Genomic DNA, 15517 nt, shown 5'->3' on the forward strand with positions numbered 1-15517 from the left:
TTGCCGTGTCGACACGTTCGGATTCGAGGGGAGTGAGACCAATGGCGGACCACCGACTCGAACCTGCTGTCATCTCGCTCCGCTACCGCGCCTGAGCACGTTGCTGCGTGCCGTAGCGGCACGCACAGAAAGCTCCCTCACATGCCTGATTCCGTCGATCCCGACGACCTACTCACCCGCCTCGGCTGGGACGACCGCTGGGCCGCCATGCTCGGGCCTACCGCCCTTCGACCAGCGCGCGTCACGCGCGTCGACCGCGGGCTGTACGGCGTGCTCGGTGCCGCCGGTCCCGACCGCCACGGCCTCGGCCCCAATCTCCTCGAGGCCGCGGCACACGACCCGCTCGACGGGCCGTGCGTCGGTGACTGGGTGACGCTGCGCGACTGGCCCGACGACCGCGTGACGATCGACGCCGTACTGCCGCGGCGCACGGTGCTCGTACGCGCCCAGGTCGGCGGCACATCGCACGAGCAGGCGCTCGCCGCCAATGTCACCACGACCGCCGTCGTCGCCGGCCTCGACCAGCAGCCGTCCATGACCAAGCTGGAGCGGCTGATCGCGTTGGCCTGGGAGAGCGGCGCGGCTCCCGTCGTACTGCTGACGAAGGCCGATCTCGCCCGCGACGCCGACGATGTGGCCGCCGACCTGATGTCGGTCGCGCCGGGCATCGAGGTGATCTGCTGCAGTGTGCTCGACGGCCGCGGCATCGAGCGCGTACGCGAGCTGGCCGCCGCCGGCACCGTGGCGCTCGTGGGCTCGTCGGGCGCGGGCAAGTCGACGCTGATCAACGAGCTGGTCGGCGCCGACGTACTCGCGACTCGCGACATCCGATCCGACGGTCGTGGCCGGCACACGTCCGTACGCCGCGAGCTCGTCCTGCTTCCGTCCGGTGGCTGCCTGGTCGACACGCCGGGGCTTCGTGGCGTCGGTCTCTCCGACACCGGTGAGGGCTTGGCCGCGACGTTCGCGGACGTGGAAGCGCTGATCGCCCAGTGCCGGTTCACCGACTGCGCGCACGAGACCGAGCCCGACTGCGCCGTGCGCGCCGCGCTCGACGACGGGCGACTCGACGTACGCCGCTACGAGAGCTGGCAGAAGCTGCAGCGCGAGGTGGCCTGGATGGCCCGCCGCAAGGACGCTCGCCTGCGCGCCGACGAGCTCAAGCGCTGGAAGCGTCGTACGAAGGACCAGCGCTCGGCCCGACACCGCTGACGTCGGGGTTCACACGTCCTGGATGCGAGCCCAGCCGTGCTCCTGCTCGACCTCGTACGCGATCTCCAGAAGCGTTCGCTCGTCGCCGTGTCCGGCCGACAGCTGCACGCCGATCGGCAGGCCGGCCTCCGACATCGCCATCGGCAGCGAGATCGCCGGGCCACCCGTCGCGTTGTTCAGCGGTGTGAACGCGACATAGCGCAGCAGCCGGTCGAAGAGCTGCTCGAACGGCTGCGCGGGCGAGAGGTGGCCGAGCTTCGGTGTCGTGTGCGCGAGCGTCGGCGACAGCACGAGGTCGTAGTCGGCGAAGATCGCGGCGTACGTGCGTTCGGAACGCCGAAGCCGGCGGACGACCCCCGGGGTTCGGAGCATGTTCCGGCGGAACGCGGCGGCGAGCCCGCGCGTCAGGTTGTCGGTGTGTGCGCGGTCGAAGTCGCGGGCGAGCGTACGCTTCCCGGTTGCGCTGATGGCCGCCGCGAGCAGGCCCCAGTAGTGCGCGAAGTCGTCGGCGAACTGTTGCCCGACCGGCATCGGCATCTCGACGACGTCGTGTCCCATGGAGGTCAGGCGGCTCGCCGCGGCCGCGACGGCCCAGCGCGTCGCGTCGTCGGTCGGGTGCCCGGTGACGCTCTCGGTGAGCATGCCGACGCGCAGTCGCCGTTGCGAGGGCCCTTCGACCAGGCCGATGCGGGGCAGGCGCGGGCTCGCGTACACCTTCTCGGCGCCGGCGAGGAAGTGCGCGGTGTCGCGAACGGTGCGGGTGACGACGCCCTCGCTGACGATCTTGACGGGAGCGGCGGCCGAGAACGCCTCCGAGAGCGTACGACCGCGGGTCGGCTTGAGCCCGACGAGCCCGCAGGCGGCCGCCGGGATGCGGATCGAGCCGCCGCCGTCGTTCGCGTGGGCGAGCGGCAGGGCGCCCGACGCGACGAGTGCGGCGGAGCCACCCGACGAGGCGCCGGGGGAGTACGCGGTGTTCCACGGGTTGCGCGTCGGCGGCGCGTCCGCGAACTCGGTGGACGCGTTGAAGCCGAACTCCGGCAACCGGCTCTTGCCCAGATTCACCACGCCCTGTGCGAGGAACTGGCGTACGAAGTCGCCGTCGTCGTGCGGCGCGTGCGGGGTGAACGCCGCCGACCCGTGGCCCGTCGGGAGGCCGGCGACGTCGGAGTTGTCCTTGACGATCGTCGGTACGCCCGCGAGCGGGCCGGAACGGGTCTCGACGGCGGACTTGCGGGCGCGCTCGAAGTCGGCCACGACGACCGCGTTGAGCTCGGGGTCGACCCGCTCGACCCGGGCGATGGCGGCCTCGACGGCCTCGAGCGAGCTGATCTCGCCCGTGCGGATGCGCTCGGCAACGCCGACCGCGTCTTCCTCGCCCAGTGCGTCGTCGGTGAATGCGTGGACGTGGGTCGACATCGGCTCTGCCTCTCGCGGGGTGATGGGGCAATGGTTGATCGTACCAACGGGTAACTTCGTCGCTCGGCCCCTACTCGACCGGTACGAGCGGCATCATGTGCGGTAGGCAACCGAAGGAGGTCCGTGATGATTCGTCGTACCGCGGTCGTCGCAGTGGCCGTGACAGCGCTGCTGGCCCTGGGCACGCCGTCTGCGTCCGCCGATGTGCTGGTGCACCAGCCGCCGGCGAAGAAGTGCGTCGGCAAGAAGTTCACGGTCGGGGTCTGGTACCAGTCGTACAGCGGTGGACCGCGCGGTGTGCGGGTCAAGGTGGTCGGCCCGCACGGCAAGACCGTGCTGAAGAAGAGCGTCCGAGCGACGACGAACTGGCGGTACTGGCGGGTCAAAGCCAAGCCGCGTGGCGTGTACCGGACGGTCTACCGGCAGGGACGGCACGGCAAGCCCGCCTGGACGTTGAGGTTCCGTACCCGGGCGCACCGCTGCTGAACCATCGGCTGCTCATGGGGCGAGTCGGTCTGCGACCGTCGCCGCCTCCTGGAGGTGATCGGCGAGCCGACGCGCCTCGTCGGCGGTGAGCTCGCCGCTGCGGTCCTCGAGGGAGATCCACACCGCGGGGAGGATGGTGCCGTCGTCGAACTCGGACGCACCCGCCTCGACGCGTACCGCCCCGGTGCCGTCGCGCGGCACCGCCGGCCAGGTCGCGGCGAGGTGCTCGCGGACCCAGCCCGCGTCGACCGCCGCCCAGCTGTGCTCCGGAGTCTCCTGGCGGGTGCAGAACGCCGGGCAGGGCGTGTCATCGGGCCCGGTCGGTCGCTCGCTCATCGATTCCCCTCGCCGATCGTACGAAAGGCCGCCCTCCGGGACGGAAGACGGCCTGCGCCAGTGCGGCTTGGTGGGCGATACAAGAATTGAACTTGTGACCTCTTCCGTGTCAAGGAAGCGCGCTACCACTGCGCCAATCGCCCGCGTTCCCGTTGCCGGGACCGAGGTGGAGACGGGATTCGAACCCGTGTACACGGCTTTGCAGGCCGTTGCCTCGCCTCTCGGCCACTCCACCAGATAGTGCTTGGGAGGTGGGCCTGCATGACCCGCTCCGAGCGGACGACGGGATTCGAACCCGCGACCCTCACCTTGGCAAGGTGATGCTCTACCACTGAGCCACGTCCGCGCGCTCCCAGGATAGTCCTTGGAGGCGAAACGAAACCTTAGCCGATCCGTCGCGCCGAGACCAAACCGGGGCGGCTTGGGTAGCGTGGCGTCATGCGCGCATGGATCAACGGCCGAGTTCTCGAGCGTACCGACGATCCGGCGGTGAGCATCCTCGACCACGGGATCACCGTCGGCGACGGTGCGTTCGAGACCGTTCAGATCGTCGACGGACAGCCGTTCGCGCTGACCAGGCATCTGGACCGGCTGATCCTGTCGGCGACGGGAATCGGCCTCGCGGCGCCGGACACCGATGCGATCCGCGCCGGTGCAAAGTCGGTCATTGCGGGCCAGGACCTCGCGTACGGGCTGTTGCGGATCACCGTGACCGCGGGCATCGGGCCGCTGGGGTCCGGCCGGTTCGACGGCGAGCAGACGATCATCGTCGCGGCGCAGCCGGTCGAGCGCCCAGGGCCGTCGACAGCGGTGGTGACAGTTCCGTGGCCACGCAACGAGCGCGGCGCGTTGGCGGGGCTCAAGACGACGTCGTACGCCGAGAACGCGCTGTTGCTGTCGCGGGCGCGAGCCGAGGGTGCGTCGGAGGCGATCCTGCCGAACACGCTCGGCGAGCTCTGCGAGGGCACCGGCTGCAACGTGTTCTACGCGCTCGACGGCACGCTGGTCACCCCGACACTCGCCTCCGGCTGCCTGGCCGGCATCACGCGTGCGTTGGTGACCGAGTGGTGCGATGTGGTCGAGCGCGACGACACGATCGACGTGCTGCTCGCCGCCGACGAGGTGTTCGTGACCAGCTCGATCCGCGCCGTACTGCCCGTCCATTCGGTCGATCAGCGCCCGATAGAGGCGCCCGGGCCGATGACCCGCGACGTGCTCGAGACCTGGGAACGCAAGACCGCCGAAGACGTCGACCCGTGATGTCGCGGCCCTCGTGGCGTGCGTTAGGGTAGTCGCTGCTAAGGGCGATTGGCGCAGTGGTAGCGCGCTTCGTTCACACCGAAGAGGTCACTGGTTCGAACCCAGTATCGCCCACCCATGCCGTCACGGCGCTCCGTCCGAGCGCGTTCCACCCTCCCGTACGCCGCGTACCGGCGCGGCGGCCGCAACCATCGCCACCACGACGATGACGACGATCAGAGCGGTCACTGCGATCACCTGCGAGGTGTGACCGGGCAGGCCTACGAGCGCGGCGATCCACGCGCACGCAGAGCCGCAGGAGTACAGCGCGATCCCGCCCGCGTGGAGCGGACGTGAGTCCTGCGTGCCACGAGCCGCCAACTGTGCGAAGGCCAGCCCGAGCAGACCGCACGCGGCTCCCGTGCACAGGTACGCCACCCACATGACGTGGTCGAACATCGGCTCACCCTTCGTCGTGTACGCGGCACGCTATCGCCGCACCTTCGATGCCGCGAGTTCGCGAGACGTCGGCGGAGTGCACGGATACCGGCGATGATTGACGCGGTGGCGGACCGAGCGGCCGTCGACCGCGGGAGGCGTACATGGCGAGGCTCAAGCACCTGGTGACCGGCCCGGTCGGTCGTACGCTCGGATCGCTGTTGTGTGCGCTGATCGTCCTCTACGGCTTCCCGACGGACCTGGCCTTCCATCGCGACGTGGTCGGTCTGCTCGCCGTGGTGGCCGGCGCGATCGGACTCTCCTGGCTCGTCGTGGTCCAGATCCAGCGGATGACGTCGCCGAGCGGGAGGCCGAGTCGCCGGCTGGGCGGCGTCCTCAGTCTGATCGCGATCGCCACCTGCTTCTTCGCGCTGACGTACTTCCTGATCGAGGTCAACGCGCCGGCGGAGTTCGACGGTCTCCTCACCCGCACCGATGCGCTCTACTACTCGGTCGTCACGCTCGGCACGGTCGGGTACGGCGACATCCACGCGGTCGGTCAGATCGCGCGGGTGGCGACGATCGTGCAGGTCGTGTTCAACCTGGTCGTGATCGGCGCCCTGCTGGCAGTGTCGTCGTCGTTGCTCGCCGATCGCCTGCGCCGTGAGTAGCGCAGCCCCCAGTGCAGGACACTAGCTCCGCACCGCCTTGTACGTGAGCGCCGCGACACCGTCGTCGTACGTTGCGGCACTCCGCAGCTCGAGACCGTCGGCGCCGTCGACCTGGTCGTACCAGCACATCCCCTTCGACACCACGGGATAGACGAAGAAGCGGTACTCGTCGACGAGGCCGAGGCGCACGAATGTCTGCGCCAGCGTGGCGCCACCGGAGAGGTGGATGTCGCCGCCGGGTTGTGCGGTCAGGTCGGTGGCGAACGCGCGGATGTCATCGTCGTTGCGCACGCGAACGCCCTCTGTGTTGGTCCAACCGAGATCGCGCGAGTCGGCCGACGAGAACACGTACTTCTGGTACGCGCTCATCCGCCGCGCCATGCTCTGTTGCGGCGCCGACGCCCCGGGCTCGTCGCCGGCGCCCGGCCAGAACGCGGCCATCTCCTCGTACGTCCTCCGTCCGACCAGGATCGTGTCGAACGTCGAGTAGCCCCGGTCGATGGCCCAGTAGTGGTCGTCGCTGACGCCGGTCACCCAGGCGTCGGGGTCATCCAACCGCCCGTTCAGCGTGGTCATCATGGCCAGAATGATCTTGCGCATCTCGTCGCCTCTCGAGCTCCGGAAGGGTGTCGAGAGCCAACGTAGGCGAGCTTTCGGACACGGTCTTGTACAGAACCGACAGTGGTCCGGACCGGCTCCGATCGCCCAGCAGCGCGGGCGTACGACCGATGTATGCGCGAAGCGAGCGGGTCAGATGCGGCTGGTCGTAGTAGCCGAGCTCGTACGCGACATCGGCCGGTCGACCGCCGTCGCGTAGGCGCGTCGCGGCCAGCCGAGCCCGCTCGATCTGGCGGACGCTCGCGTACGTCAGGCCCGTCCTGGCTTGGAAGCGGCGCTGCACGGTGCGCGCTGAGACCGTCGGGCGACCGCCGCGCAACACCTCGTCGACGAGCGGGTCGTGGGCGAGCAGGTCCTCGCCCACGAGGCGGTCGACCAGGGCCTCCGCATTCTCGTAGCTCGGTAGATGCCACGTTGTGCCCTTCCACCAGAACGCTCCGGCCGTCGCCGAGACCAGGTCCAGATCGCCGTTCACGAGCCGATGCACGGGGAGGTCGTGGAGGACGACGCCGAGGCGGAACCGGATACCGAGGAACGTTGCGTCCTGCGGTACGGGCGCCACCGTGCCGAACGTCTCCGGTCCCTGCACCGATACCTCGGTCCGACCTCGCTGCCGGCAGACGACAAGGGACCAATGACACGAGGCGATGGACGTGAACCGGTCGATGTCGCTGCTCGACGTACGCCAGACGCACTCGACGTAGGGAGAGTCGGACGGCCGGACGTCGAAGTCGAGGGGCATGGTTCCTCCGCGGTGCGTCACCACAGCGTATCCGGGTCGACGGTCGGGCCGCCGATTCACAACGCGTGGACACGCGCAAACTCGGGTGCCGATAGCATCGGCACGTCGCTAACGTGGCGGATACGGACCAGCATTCGCCGTCCGCCGAAACCATCCGAAGGAGTACCAGTGTCCGAGCTGAACGTCATCGTGATCGCCGCCGCCGAGCGAGCCGAGCGCACGGTGACGACGGGCACGAAGGCGTGGGAGCTGTTCGCCGACGACGCCGACATCATCGCGGCCCGCGTGGGCGACGACCTGCGCGACCTGTCCTACGAGCTTGCGGACGGCGACCTCGTCGAGGGCATCGCGATCGACAGTCCCGACGGCCTGGACATCCTGCGTCACTCCGCTGCGCACGTGATGGCGCAGGCCGTCCAGGACCTCTACCCGGACGCCAAGCTGGGCATCGGCCCGCCGGTCGAGAACGGGTTCTACTACGACTTCGACGTCGACGAGCCCTTCCACCCCGACGACCTTGCCGCCATCGAGACGAAGATGCGCAAGATCATCAAGGAGGGCCAGAGGTTCGCCCGCCGCGAGATCGCCGACGACGCCGCCCGCGGCGAGCTCGCCGACGAGCCGTACAAGCTCGAGCTGATCGGGCTCAAGAGCAACGCCGGTGAAGCAGCGGAGGGTGCCAGCGTCGAGGTCGGTGAGGGCGGCCTCACGATGTACGACAACCTCAGACGCGACGGCGCCCTCGCGTGGACCGACCTGTGCCGTGGCCCGCACCTGCCGACCACCAAGCGCATCCCGGCGTTCAAGCTGATGCGAGTCGCCGCTGCGTACTGGCGTGGCGACGAGAAGAACGTGCAGCTGCAGCGCATCTACGGCACCGCCTGGCCGAGCAAGGACGCGCTCGCCGACTACCTGCACCGCCTCGAGGAGGCCGAGCGGCGCGACCACCGCAAGCTCGGGCGAGAGCTCGACCTGTTCAGCTTCCCCGACGAGCTGGGCTCCGGGCTGCCGGTGTTCCACCCCAAGGGTGGCGTGCTGAAGCGCGAGATGGAGGACTATGTCCGCCGCCGGCACATCGAAGAGGGCTTCGAGTACGTCGGTACGCCGCACATCACCAAGGAGGGGCTGTTCGAGACCTCCGGGCACCTGTCGCACTTCGACCACGGCATGTACCCGCCGATGGAGCTCGAGGGCGCCAACTACCGCCTCAAGGCGATGAACTGCCCGATGCACAACCTGATCTACCGGTCACGCGGGCGGTCGTACCGCGAGCTGCCGCTGCGGCTGTTCGAGTTCGGCTCCGTCTACCGGTACGAGAAGTCGGGCGTCGTACACGGTCTGACCCGAGTGCGCGGCATGACGCAGGACGACTCGCACTCGTACGTGACCGCCGAGCAGGCGCCCGACGAGATCAAGCATCTGCTCAACTTCGTACTCGGGTTGCTCAAGGACTTCGGGCTCGACGACTTCTACCTCGAGCTGTCGACTCGTGACGACAAGGGCAAGTTCATCGGCTCCGACGACCAGTGGGCGGCCGCGACGAAGGTGCTCGAGGACGTCGCGAAGGAGACCGGCCTCGAGCTCGTCCCCGACCCGGGCGGCGCCGCGTACTACGGCCCGAAGATCTCGGTGCAGTGTCGCGACGCGATCGGGCGGTCGTGGCAGCTGTCGACGATCCAGTACGACTTCAACCAGCCAGAGCGGTTCGGGCTCGAGTACACCGCCGCCGACGGCTCGCACCAGCAGCCGGTGATGATCCACTCCGCCAAGTTCGGGTCGATCGAGCGGTTCATCGGTGTGCTCACCGAGCACTATGCGGGCGCGTTCCCGCCATGGCTCGCGCCCGTGCAGGTCGTCGGCATCCCGATCGCCGAGCGGCACGTCGACTACCTGCATGACGTCGCCGCCAAGCTGCGTACGCGGGGCATCCGCGTCGAGATCGACGAGTCGGACGACCGGATGCAGAAGAAGATCCGCAACGCGCAGCTGCAGAAGGTGCCGTACATGCTGATCGCCGGCGACAAGGATGTCGACGCCGGCGCGGTGTCGTTCCGATACCTCTCCGGAGAGCAGGACAACGGGGTCGCGGTCGACGAGGCGGTCGAGCGGATCGCGACGGCCGTCGAGCAGCGGGCGTCGGCTTGAGCGACGACCAGACATCACCGACCGACGATGCCCCCGAGCCCGATCTGGAGCATCGCGAGGGCATCGGTACGCCCGACCGACTGCAGCGCCTCTGGACGCCGCACCGGATGGCGTACATCAAGGGGGCGTCGGAGGACGGTGCCGACGAGGGCTGCCCGTTCTGCCGCATCCCGAAGCTGCCCGACGACGAGGGCCTGGTCCTCCACCGAGGGCGGGCGACCTACGCGGTGCTCAACCTGCACCCGTACAACCCCGGACACCTGATGGTGCTGCCGTACCGCCACGTCGCCGATCTCGAGGACCTCGACGACGACGAGTCTCGTGAGCTGACGACCCTTACCCAGCAGGCGATCCGGGCGATCAAGCGGGCATCGTCGCCACACGGGTTCAACGTGGGGCTCAACCTCGGTGGCGTCGCCGGAGGCTCGTTGTCCGAGCACCTGCACCAGCACGTCGTACCCCGGTGGTCCGGCGACGCGAACTTCATCACGATCACCGCGCAGACGAAGGTGATCCCGCAGCTACTGTCACAGACCCGCGACATCCTGGTGGAGGCCTGGCCCGATGCTTGAGCGTTTCCGGCAGTTCTTCACCGGCGTCTTCCGCCCGATCGCCGATCTGCTGCTGCGAATGGGCGTCAGCCCCAACACCGTGACGTTCGTCGGCACGCTGGGCGTCTGCGGCGGCGCGCTCGGGTTCTTCCCGCGGGGGGAGCTGCTGATCGGCGTCCTCGTCATCACGGCGTTCGTGTTCTCCGACCTGATCGACGGCTACATGGCCCGCTCGTCGGGCCAGACCAGCGTGTGGGGCTCGTTCCTCGACTCGACCCTCGACCGGGTCGGCGACGCGGCGGTGTTCGGCGGGCTGACGCTCTGGTTCGCCTGGGGCGGCGACGACAAGGTGCTCGCCTGTGTCGCGCTGTGGTGCCTCGTAATGGGTGCGGTCACGTCGTACGCCCGCGCGAAGGCCGAAAGCCTCGGCATGGAGGCGAAGGGGGGCATCGCGGAGCGCTCCGACCGGCTCGTGCTGATCCTCGTCATGACGGGGTTGTCCGACATCTTCGACCTGCAGATCCTGCTGGCGATCGCCCTGTGGGTGCTGGCGGTCGCGAGCGCCGTCACCGTGGTCCAGCGCATGATCATGGTGCGTCGCCAAGCCCTGGCCGGATGAGGACCGACTGGGCGTACCGGCTCGGCTGGACCGTCGCGTGCCGCGTGCCCGAGGCCGCCGTACGCCCGGCGCTCGACGCGGTCGCCGACCAGATCTGGCGTCGACGCGGCAAGGGCGTACGCCGGCTCGAGAGCAACCTCGCGCACGCGGTGGCGCCGTCGATCGCGGCCGACGAGAGGGCGATGCGCGAGCTGTCGCGTCGGGCGATGCGGTCGTACCTGCGCTACTGGGGCGAGGTGTTCCGGCTGTCGCGCTGGACGCGTGACGACATCTTCACGGGCGTCGAGGTCGAGAACTTCCACCTCCTGCGGGACGCTCACGGGGCCGGGCGAGGTGTCGTCGGGGCGCTGCCGCACATGGGCAACTGGGAGCTCGCCGGGGCGTGGTCGTGCGCGATGGGCATCCCGCTGACGGCCGTCGCCGAACGGCTGCAGCCGGAGAGCCTCTACCAGGACTTCGTCGACTTCCGCGAGAGCCTCGGCATGGAGATCGTCCCCATCAACGGCGGCCCGCCGGTCGTACCGCTGCTGGCCGATCGGCTCGACGCGGGCGGCTTCGTCTGCCTGCTCGCCGACCGCGACCTCTCGCGCAACGGGATCGAGGTGCAGCTGCTCGGCGCGCCCGCGCGCGTACCGCAGGGTCCGGCGTTGCTCGCCCGGCGCACCGGGTCGTTGTTGATCCCGATCACCAGCACGTACGACGATGGGCTGATGAGGTTGCGGCTGCACGATCCGGTTCCCGAAGCCGACGTCTCGACAATGATGCAGGGCGTCGCCGACGCGTTCAGCGCGGCGATCCAAGCCCGGCCGGTCGACTGGCACATGTTGCAGAGGGTCTTCGCTGCGGACGTCGAGCGCCGATGAGGGTCGGCATGGTGTGCCCGTATTCGCTCGCCGTGCCCGGCGGAGTTCAGAACCACGTGCAGGACCTCACCGAGTCGTTGCTCGCCTCCGGTCACGAGGTGTCGGTGCTCGCTCCCGCAGACGACGAGAAGCCGATACCTGGTCACGTGACCTCGGCCGGGCGGGCCGTGCCGGTGCGCTACAACGGCGCCGTCGCGCGGCTGGCGTTCGGCCCCGTCGCGATGCGGCGTACGCGACGGTGGATGCGCGAGGGTGACTTCGACGTGCTCCACATCCACGAGCCGACGGTGCCGAGTGTCTCGCTGATCTCGCTCGGGATGTCCACCTGTCCGGTCGTCGCGACGACCCACAACGCCACGCCGAGACTCCGCGCGATGGCGATCTCCGAGCCGGTCCTGCGTCCGGCGCTGGAGAAGATCAGCGCGCGGATCGCGGTGTCCGAGCACGCGAAGCGGTTCATCGACGAGCACACCGGGGGCGAGGCCGTCATCATCCCGAACGGCCTCTACGCGGAGCGGTTCGCCGGGCCGCGGTCGACGGAGCCCGATGTGCGGACGATCGTCTTCCTCGGGCGCTACGACGAGCCGCGGAAGGGCCTGACGGTGCTCGTCGAGGCGCTGGACGCGATCGTCGCCGAGTGCGACCGCGTACGCCTCGTCATCGCGGGTGTCGGTCGCGAGGCAGACGCGCGGGCCCGTCTGCCTCGGCGGCTGGCTGAGCGCGTCCGGTTCGCGGGCCCGATCGATGATCACGAGAAGGCGGCACTGCTCCGCGGCGCCGACCTGTACGTCGCGCCGAACACCGGCGGCGAGAGCTTCGGAATCGTCCTGATCGAGGCGATGGCGGCGGGCGCTCCCGTCGTGGCGAGCGATCTGCCGGCGTTCGCGACCGTGCTCGAGCAGGGGCGTCTCGGGCGTCTGTTCCGCAACGGTGACGCGGCGTCGCTCGCGCGTACGGTGCTCGACGTATTGGCAGACCCCGAGGCCGAGTCGCGCGCGAAGCTCGCGACCGACGCGGTCTGGAAGTACGACTGGAGCGTCGTCACCGGGTCGATCCTGCGCGTGTACGACGCTGTCGTCGGGCGGACGGGCGGTGCACCGTGACCGTGTTGAGCTGGGTCCTGATCGCGATCCTCGTCGTCGGCCTGGTGGCGGTCTTCCTGTCGTGGACCGCCGGACGGCTCGACAGGATGCACATCAGGCTCACCACCGCGCACGCATCGCTCGACCGCCAGCTCATCGACCGCTCGTCGACCGTGCGTGACTTCGCCGTATCGGGCCTCGTCGATCCCGCCGCGACGCTGGTACTCGTGGAGGCCGCCGACAACGCCCGAGCGGCGCCCGGCGACGAGCGCGAGGACTCCGAGGGCGAGCTGTCGCGGTTGCTCCGCACGGTGCTCGGCCCGGCCGATGCGGCCGGTGACGTGTGGGAACGTGCCGACGCGCCACACCGTGAGCTGCTCGCCGACCTGGTCGCCTCGTGTGAGCGGGTCCGGTACGCCCATCGCTTCCACAACGACCTGGTGGAGCGTACGCAGGCGATGCGGCGACGCCCGGTCGTACGCCTGTGCCGGTTGGCGGGAAGGGCGCCGTGGCCGCAGCCGTTCGAGTTCGATGATGCGCCGCCCGACGGCCTGACCCGGCTCGTCGGGCAGGCGGCCTCGGGTCGCGCGGCCTGACCCGAACCACCCGCCCCGTGGGCCGCACGTTGTGGTGGCGACATGCGGGCGTGTCGCGCGCGAACGTGCGGCCCACGGGGGCGGGCCCTCCGCGTACGGATGCCGGCGCCGTGACCGTACGATGGACAGCAGATCGAACTGTCCCGCGAGCACACCGAGGAACACCAGTGACCGTCAACCCCGAGCCCACCCACGCAGTCGGCTCCTCGCGCGTCAAGCGCGGCATGGCCGAGATGCTGAAGGGCGGCGTCATCATGGACGTCGTCGATGCCGAGCAGGCGAAGATCGCCGAGGACGCCGGTGCGGTCGCGGTGATGGCGCTCGAGCGTGTTCCGGCCGACATCCGGTCACAGGGCGGCGTGGCGCGGATGAGCGACCCCGACCTGATCGACGGCATCATCGAGACGGTGTCGATCCCGGTGATGGCCAAGGCGCGCATCGGGCACCTCGTCGAGGCCCAGGTGCTCCAGTCGCTGGGCGTCGACTACGTCGACGAGTCCGAGGTGCTGACGCCGGCCGACTACGCCAACCACATCGACAAGTGGCAGTTCACCGTGCCGTTCGTCTGTGGCGCGACGAACCTCGGCGAGGCGCTGCGGCGCATCACCGAGGGTGCGGCGATGATCCGCTCGAAGGGCGAGGCCGGCACCGGCGACGTATCGAACGCCACCATGCACATGCGCCAGATCCGGGCGGAGATCGGCAAGCTGTCGAGCCTTCCCGAGGACGAGCTGTACGTGGCCGCCAAGGAGCTCCAGGCGCCGTACGAGCTGGTCAAGGACGTCGCTGCCGCGGGCAAGCTTCCGGTGGTGCTGTTCACCGCCGGCGGCATCGCGACGCCTGCCGATGCCGCGATGATGATGCAGCTCGGCGCCGAGGGTGTGTTCGTCGGGTCCGGCATCTTCAAGTCCGGCAACCCCGGGCAGCGTGCCGAGGCGATCGTCAAGGCGACGACGTTCTACGACGACCCCGACGTGATCGCCAAGGTGTCGCGCGGCCTCGGCGAGGCGATGGTCGGCATCAACGTCGACGACATCCCCGAGCCACACCGGCTCGCCGAGCGCGGCTGGTGACGCGGCGCCGGGCATGGGATTTCGCAGCGTTCCGAAGCTGACGGTCGACGACGAGCTGCGCGGCTTCGCGCGGGTCGTCGTACGCGCGGGCACGTACTCGGCGGAGCGCATCCACGCCGAGGTCGTCGAGGCGGTACGTCAGGCGGGCGAGGCCGAGGTCGAGCACCGTGCGTCCACCTTGATCGGCGAGGCGCGGGCAGACCTGGTGGCAGATCAGCAAGCGTGGCCCGAGGTCACGGACTACGACCGGTTGCAGCGCGTGTTCGCCGCGCTGGAGACGGCAGGGCTGCCCGTACTACAGGCGATCGAGGATCACTGGACCGCCAAGGCGGAGCTCGACCGGCGGGCGCAGGACGCAGCGCCATCTCGCGGCATCGTGTGGTTCACCGCGCCCGACGTATGGCACGCCGTCGACCACGGCATGCTCGAGCTGAACGTATGGCATCCCGACTCGGCGAATGTCGCCGAAGGCGACGGGATACTCGACGAGGTGATCGCGGCGCTGGCCGCCGAGGCCCTCGACGGCCACTTCGACGAGGGCCGCATCGAGGTGTCGGCGCACTGGCACCGCCGCCTCGGCGCCTGATCCGGCGCGTTTGCGATCGGGGACGCCCAGGTCTCGCACAGTTTGCGATCGGGGACGCCCAGGTCTCTACCTAGTGGACCGGGGACGCCCCGGTATCGAACCGTTGCGACCGGGGACGCCCCGGTCGCAAACCGGTCCCACCCGCGGGCGAACACCGTCGCCGGAACTACGCTGGACGCGTGACCTCCCGTTCCCGGCTGACCGTCGGCGTGTTCTCCCTGCAAGGTGACGTACGCGAGCACCTGCGGGTCATCGCCGATCTCGGGGCCGAGGCGGTCGCCGTACGCCGGCCGGAGGAGCTCGACCGCTGCGACGGGTTCATCCTGCCGGGCGGGGAGTCGACCACGATGTACAAGCTGGCCCGTACGTTCGACCTGTTCGAGCCGTTGAGCAAGCGCATCGCGGAGGGCATGCCCACCTTCGGCACCTGTGCCGGGATGATCATGCTCGCCGACCGCATCCGGGACGGCATCGAGGGGCAGGAGACCCTCGGCGGGCTCGATGTCACCGTCCGCCGCAACGCGTTCGGCCGCCAGGTCGACTCGTTCGAGACCGACCTCGAAGTTCGACGTGTTCGCGGCGCCGGTGCACGCGGTGTTCATCCGGGCACCCTGGGTCGAGGACGCCGGTCCCGACGTCGACGTGCTCGCCCGCGTACCCACCGGTGACGACGCCGCCGGCGCGATCGTCGCCGTGCGGCAAGGATCGCTGCTGGCGACGTCGTTCCACCCGGAGGTCGCGCACGACGACCGCATCCATCGTTACTTCCTCGACCTGGTACGCGCGGCTGCCTGAAGCCGCCCGGTAAGGTTGAGCAGGCCCGAAGAGCAGAGGGAAGGAT

The 15517-nt window shown here is 69.5% G+C and carries 17 protein-coding genes, 4 tRNA genes and 1 pseudogene; 14 read left to right on the top strand and 8 right to left on the bottom strand.

Annotated elements, in window-relative coordinates; genetic code table 11:
• Positions 1-141 precede the first annotated feature (141 nt).
• The gene (rsgA, locus tag L0C25_RS19980; protein ID WP_271633539.1) at positions 142-1212 is read left to right on the top strand and encodes a ribosome small subunit-dependent GTPase A; all 1071 of its coding nucleotides are present in this window, start codon (positions 142-144) and stop codon (positions 1210-1212) included.
• A gap of 9 nt (positions 1213-1221) precedes the next feature.
• Here the strand turns inward: rsgA and L0C25_RS19985 are convergent, their stop codons facing one another.
• On the bottom strand, positions 1222-2631 hold the full coding sequence (locus L0C25_RS19985; RefSeq protein ID WP_271633540.1) for an amidase: 1410 nt from the start codon (positions 2629-2631) through the stop codon (positions 1222-1224).
• Positions 2632-2757: 126 nt separating this feature from the next.
• Here L0C25_RS19985 and L0C25_RS19990 point away from each other — a divergent pair, with 126 nt between their 5' ends.
• Positions 2758-3117, top strand: a complete 360-nt coding sequence (locus L0C25_RS19990) for a hypothetical protein (RefSeq protein ID WP_271633541.1) — start codon at positions 2758-2760, stop codon at positions 3115-3117.
• Positions 3118-3129: 12 nt separating this feature from the next.
• On the opposite strand, the gene L0C25_RS19995 is transcribed toward L0C25_RS19990, so the two are convergent.
• From L0C25_RS19995 to L0C25_RS20010, 4 genes are all read right to left on the bottom strand, one after another.
• The gene (locus tag L0C25_RS19995; RefSeq protein WP_271633542.1) at positions 3130-3453 is read right to left on the bottom strand and encodes a DUF6907 domain-containing protein; all 324 of its coding nucleotides are present in this window, start codon (positions 3451-3453) and stop codon (positions 3130-3132) included.
• Between the two features lie 68 nt (positions 3454-3521).
• Positions 3522-3596 (bottom strand) — tRNA-Val (locus tag L0C25_RS20000).
• 21 nt (positions 3597-3617) lie between these two features.
• Positions 3618-3688, bottom strand: a tRNA-Cys gene (locus L0C25_RS20005).
• A gap of 39 nt (positions 3689-3727) precedes the next feature.
• Positions 3728-3799, bottom strand: a tRNA-Gly gene (locus L0C25_RS20010).
• A 92-nt stretch (positions 3800-3891) separates the two neighbouring features.
• On the opposite strand from L0C25_RS20010, the gene L0C25_RS20015 reads away from it, so the two are divergent.
• Both L0C25_RS20015 and L0C25_RS20020 read left to right on the top strand, forming a co-directional pair.
• Positions 3892-4713, top strand: coding sequence for an aminotransferase class IV (locus tag L0C25_RS20015; RefSeq protein WP_271633543.1), 822 nt, complete (start codon positions 3892-3894; stop codon positions 4711-4713).
• Between the two features lie 42 nt (positions 4714-4755).
• A tRNA-Val gene (locus L0C25_RS20020) sits at positions 4756-4827 on the top strand.
• A gap of 9 nt (positions 4828-4836) precedes the next feature.
• Here L0C25_RS20020 and L0C25_RS20025 read toward each other — a convergent pair.
• Entirely contained in the window at positions 4837-5151 is a 315-nt protein-coding gene (locus tag L0C25_RS20025; RefSeq protein ID WP_271633544.1) for a hypothetical protein, read from the bottom strand.
• Between the two features lie 143 nt (positions 5152-5294).
• On the opposite strand from L0C25_RS20025, the gene L0C25_RS20030 reads away from it, so the two are divergent.
• The gene (locus L0C25_RS20030) at positions 5295-5801 is read left to right on the top strand and encodes a potassium channel family protein (RefSeq protein WP_271633545.1); all 507 of its coding nucleotides are present in this window, start codon (positions 5295-5297) and stop codon (positions 5799-5801) included.
• A gap of 21 nt (positions 5802-5822) precedes the next feature.
• Here the strand turns inward: L0C25_RS20030 and L0C25_RS20035 are convergent, their stop codons facing one another.
• Positions 5823-6380, bottom strand: a complete 558-nt coding sequence (locus L0C25_RS20035) for a dihydrofolate reductase family protein (RefSeq protein WP_271633546.1) — start codon at positions 6378-6380, stop codon at positions 5823-5825.
• The gene (locus L0C25_RS20040; RefSeq protein ID WP_271633547.1) at positions 6349-7161 is read right to left on the bottom strand and encodes a helix-turn-helix domain-containing protein; all 813 of its coding nucleotides are present in this window, start codon (positions 7159-7161) and stop codon (positions 6349-6351) included. The genes L0C25_RS20035 and L0C25_RS20040 overlap by 32 nt, the downstream gene beginning before the upstream one ends.
• Before the next feature lie 168 nt (positions 7162-7329).
• Here L0C25_RS20040 and thrS point away from each other — a divergent pair, with 168 nt between their 5' ends.
• From thrS to pdxT, 9 genes and pseudogenes are all read left to right on the top strand, one after another.
• Positions 7330-9306 carry a threonine--tRNA ligase gene (gene thrS / locus L0C25_RS20045; RefSeq protein WP_271633548.1) on the top strand — a complete coding sequence of 659 codons (1977 nt, stop codon included), beginning with the start codon at positions 7330-7332 and terminating at the stop codon, positions 9304-9306.
• Complete coding sequence (locus tag L0C25_RS20050) at positions 9303-9878, top strand: HIT family protein (protein WP_271633549.1); 576 nt, start codon at positions 9303-9305, stop codon at positions 9876-9878. The genes thrS and L0C25_RS20050 overlap by 4 nt, the downstream gene beginning before the upstream one ends.
• On the top strand, positions 9871-10476 hold the full coding sequence (gene pgsA, locus L0C25_RS20055; protein ID WP_271633550.1) for a phosphatidylinositol phosphate synthase: 606 nt from the start codon (positions 9871-9873) through the stop codon (positions 10474-10476). The genes L0C25_RS20050 and pgsA overlap by 8 nt, the downstream gene beginning before the upstream one ends.
• Complete coding sequence (locus L0C25_RS20060; RefSeq protein ID WP_271633551.1) at positions 10473-11339, top strand: phosphatidylinositol mannoside acyltransferase; 867 nt, start codon at positions 10473-10475, stop codon at positions 11337-11339. The genes pgsA and L0C25_RS20060 overlap by 4 nt, the downstream gene beginning before the upstream one ends.
• Positions 11336-12442 (top strand): glycosyltransferase family 4 protein, encoded by a 1107-nt coding sequence (locus tag L0C25_RS20065; protein WP_271633552.1) that lies wholly within the window; start codon positions 11336-11338, stop codon positions 12440-12442. Before L0C25_RS20060 ends, L0C25_RS20065 begins: the two co-directional genes overlap by 4 nt.
• Positions 12439-13017 (top strand): hypothetical protein, encoded by a 579-nt coding sequence (locus tag L0C25_RS20070; RefSeq protein ID WP_271633553.1) that lies wholly within the window; start codon positions 12439-12441, stop codon positions 13015-13017. The genes L0C25_RS20065 and L0C25_RS20070 overlap by 4 nt, the downstream gene beginning before the upstream one ends.
• Positions 13018-13184: 167 nt before the next feature.
• A complete protein-coding gene (gene pdxS / locus L0C25_RS20075) occupies positions 13185-14090 on the top strand; it encodes a pyridoxal 5'-phosphate synthase lyase subunit PdxS (protein ID WP_271633554.1) in 906 nt (301 codons plus the stop codon).
• A gap of 13 nt (positions 14091-14103) precedes the next feature.
• Positions 14104-14676 (top strand): DUF6891 domain-containing protein, encoded by a 573-nt coding sequence (locus L0C25_RS20080; RefSeq protein ID WP_271633555.1) that lies wholly within the window; start codon positions 14104-14106, stop codon positions 14674-14676.
• A 209-nt stretch (positions 14677-14885) separates the two neighbouring features.
• Positions 14886-15471, top strand: a pseudogene (pdxT, locus tag L0C25_RS20085) (pyridoxal 5'-phosphate synthase glutaminase subunit PdxT).
• Positions 15472-15517 lie beyond the last annotated feature (46 nt).

Source organism: Solicola gregarius (assembly GCF_025790165.1).
Taxonomy (GTDB): domain Bacteria; phylum Actinomycetota; class Actinomycetes; order Propionibacteriales; family Nocardioidaceae; genus Solicola; species Solicola gregarius.

Coding starts and splice junctions, on each gene's coding strand:
- pgsA (WP_271633550.1), top strand. CDS start 9,871: ATGCTTGAGCGTTTCCGGCAGTTCTTCACCGGCGTCTTCCGCCCGATC.
- L0C25_RS20080 (WP_271633555.1), top strand. CDS start 14,104: ATGGGATTTCGCAGCGTTCCGAAGCTGACGGTCGACGACGAGCTGCGC.
- L0C25_RS19995 (WP_271633542.1), bottom strand. CDS start 3,453: ATGAGCGAGCGACCGACCGGGCCCGATGACACGCCCTGCCCGGCGTTC.
- L0C25_RS20040 (WP_271633547.1), bottom strand. CDS start 7,161: ATGCCCCTCGACTTCGACGTCCGGCCGTCCGACTCTCCCTACGTCGAG.
- L0C25_RS20015 (WP_271633543.1), top strand. CDS start 3,892: ATGCGCGCATGGATCAACGGCCGAGTTCTCGAGCGTACCGACGATCCG.
- L0C25_RS20025 (WP_271633544.1), bottom strand. CDS start 5,151: ATGTTCGACCACGTCATGTGGGTGGCGTACCTGTGCACGGGAGCCGCG.
- L0C25_RS19990 (WP_271633541.1), top strand. CDS start 2,758: ATGATTCGTCGTACCGCGGTCGTCGCAGTGGCCGTGACAGCGCTGCTG.
- L0C25_RS20065 (WP_271633552.1), top strand. CDS start 11,336: ATGAGGGTCGGCATGGTGTGCCCGTATTCGCTCGCCGTGCCCGGCGGA.
- rsgA (WP_271633539.1), top strand. CDS start 142: ATGCCTGATTCCGTCGATCCCGACGACCTACTCACCCGCCTCGGCTGG.
- L0C25_RS20035 (WP_271633546.1), bottom strand. CDS start 6,380: ATGATGACCACGCTGAACGGGCGGTTGGATGACCCCGACGCCTGGGTG.
- L0C25_RS19985 (WP_271633540.1), bottom strand. CDS start 2,631: ATGTCGACCCACGTCCACGCATTCACCGACGACGCACTGGGCGAGGAA.
- L0C25_RS20030 (WP_271633545.1), top strand. CDS start 5,295: ATGGCGAGGCTCAAGCACCTGGTGACCGGCCCGGTCGGTCGTACGCTC.
- L0C25_RS20060 (WP_271633551.1), top strand. CDS start 10,473: ATGAGGACCGACTGGGCGTACCGGCTCGGCTGGACCGTCGCGTGCCGC.